Consider the following 623-nt stretch of genomic DNA (forward strand, 5'->3'; position numbering starts at 1 on the left):
CCGCTCCGCATCGCGATCGTGGGCGCCGGGCCGGCCGGGATCTACGCCGCCGACGCGTTGATGAAGTCCGATGCCGAGGTCAGCATCGATCTCTACGAACGCATGCCCGCGCCGTTCGGCCTGATCCGCTACGGCGTCGCACCCGATCATCCCCGCATCAAGGGCATCATCACCGCCCTGCACAAGGTCCTCGACAAAGACCAGGTGCGACTGCTGGGCAATATCGACTACGGCACCGACATCACCCTCGATGATCTGCGCCGCTTCTACGACGCGGTGATCTTCTCCACCGGCGCCAACGCCGACCGCGCCCTCAACATCCCCGGCATCGACCTCGACGGCTCCTACGGCGCCGCGGACTTCGTGTCCTGGTACGACGGGCACCCCGACGTCCCCCGCACCTGGCCACTGGACGCCGAGAAGGTCGCGGTCCTCGGTGTCGGCAACGTCGCCTTGGATGTCGCCCGGGTGCTGGCCAAGACCGGTGACGAACTGCTGCCCACGGAGATCCCACCGAACGTCTACGAGGGATTGAAGGCCAACAAGGCCCTCGAGGTGCACGTGTTCGGCCGCCGCGGCCCCGCCCAAGCCAAGTTCACCCCCCTGGAACTGCGCGAACTCGA

Annotated in this window: 1 protein-coding gene; it reads left to right on the forward strand. The window is 67.1% G+C overall.

The features are described from left to right. The coding region (locus tag IU449_RS28700) for an FAD-dependent oxidoreductase (protein WP_228805868.1) at positions 1–623 on the forward strand (623 nt) is incomplete at both ends.

Source organism: Nocardia higoensis (assembly GCF_015477835.1).
GTDB lineage: Bacteria > Actinomycetota > Actinomycetes > Mycobacteriales > Mycobacteriaceae > Nocardia > Nocardia higoensis_A.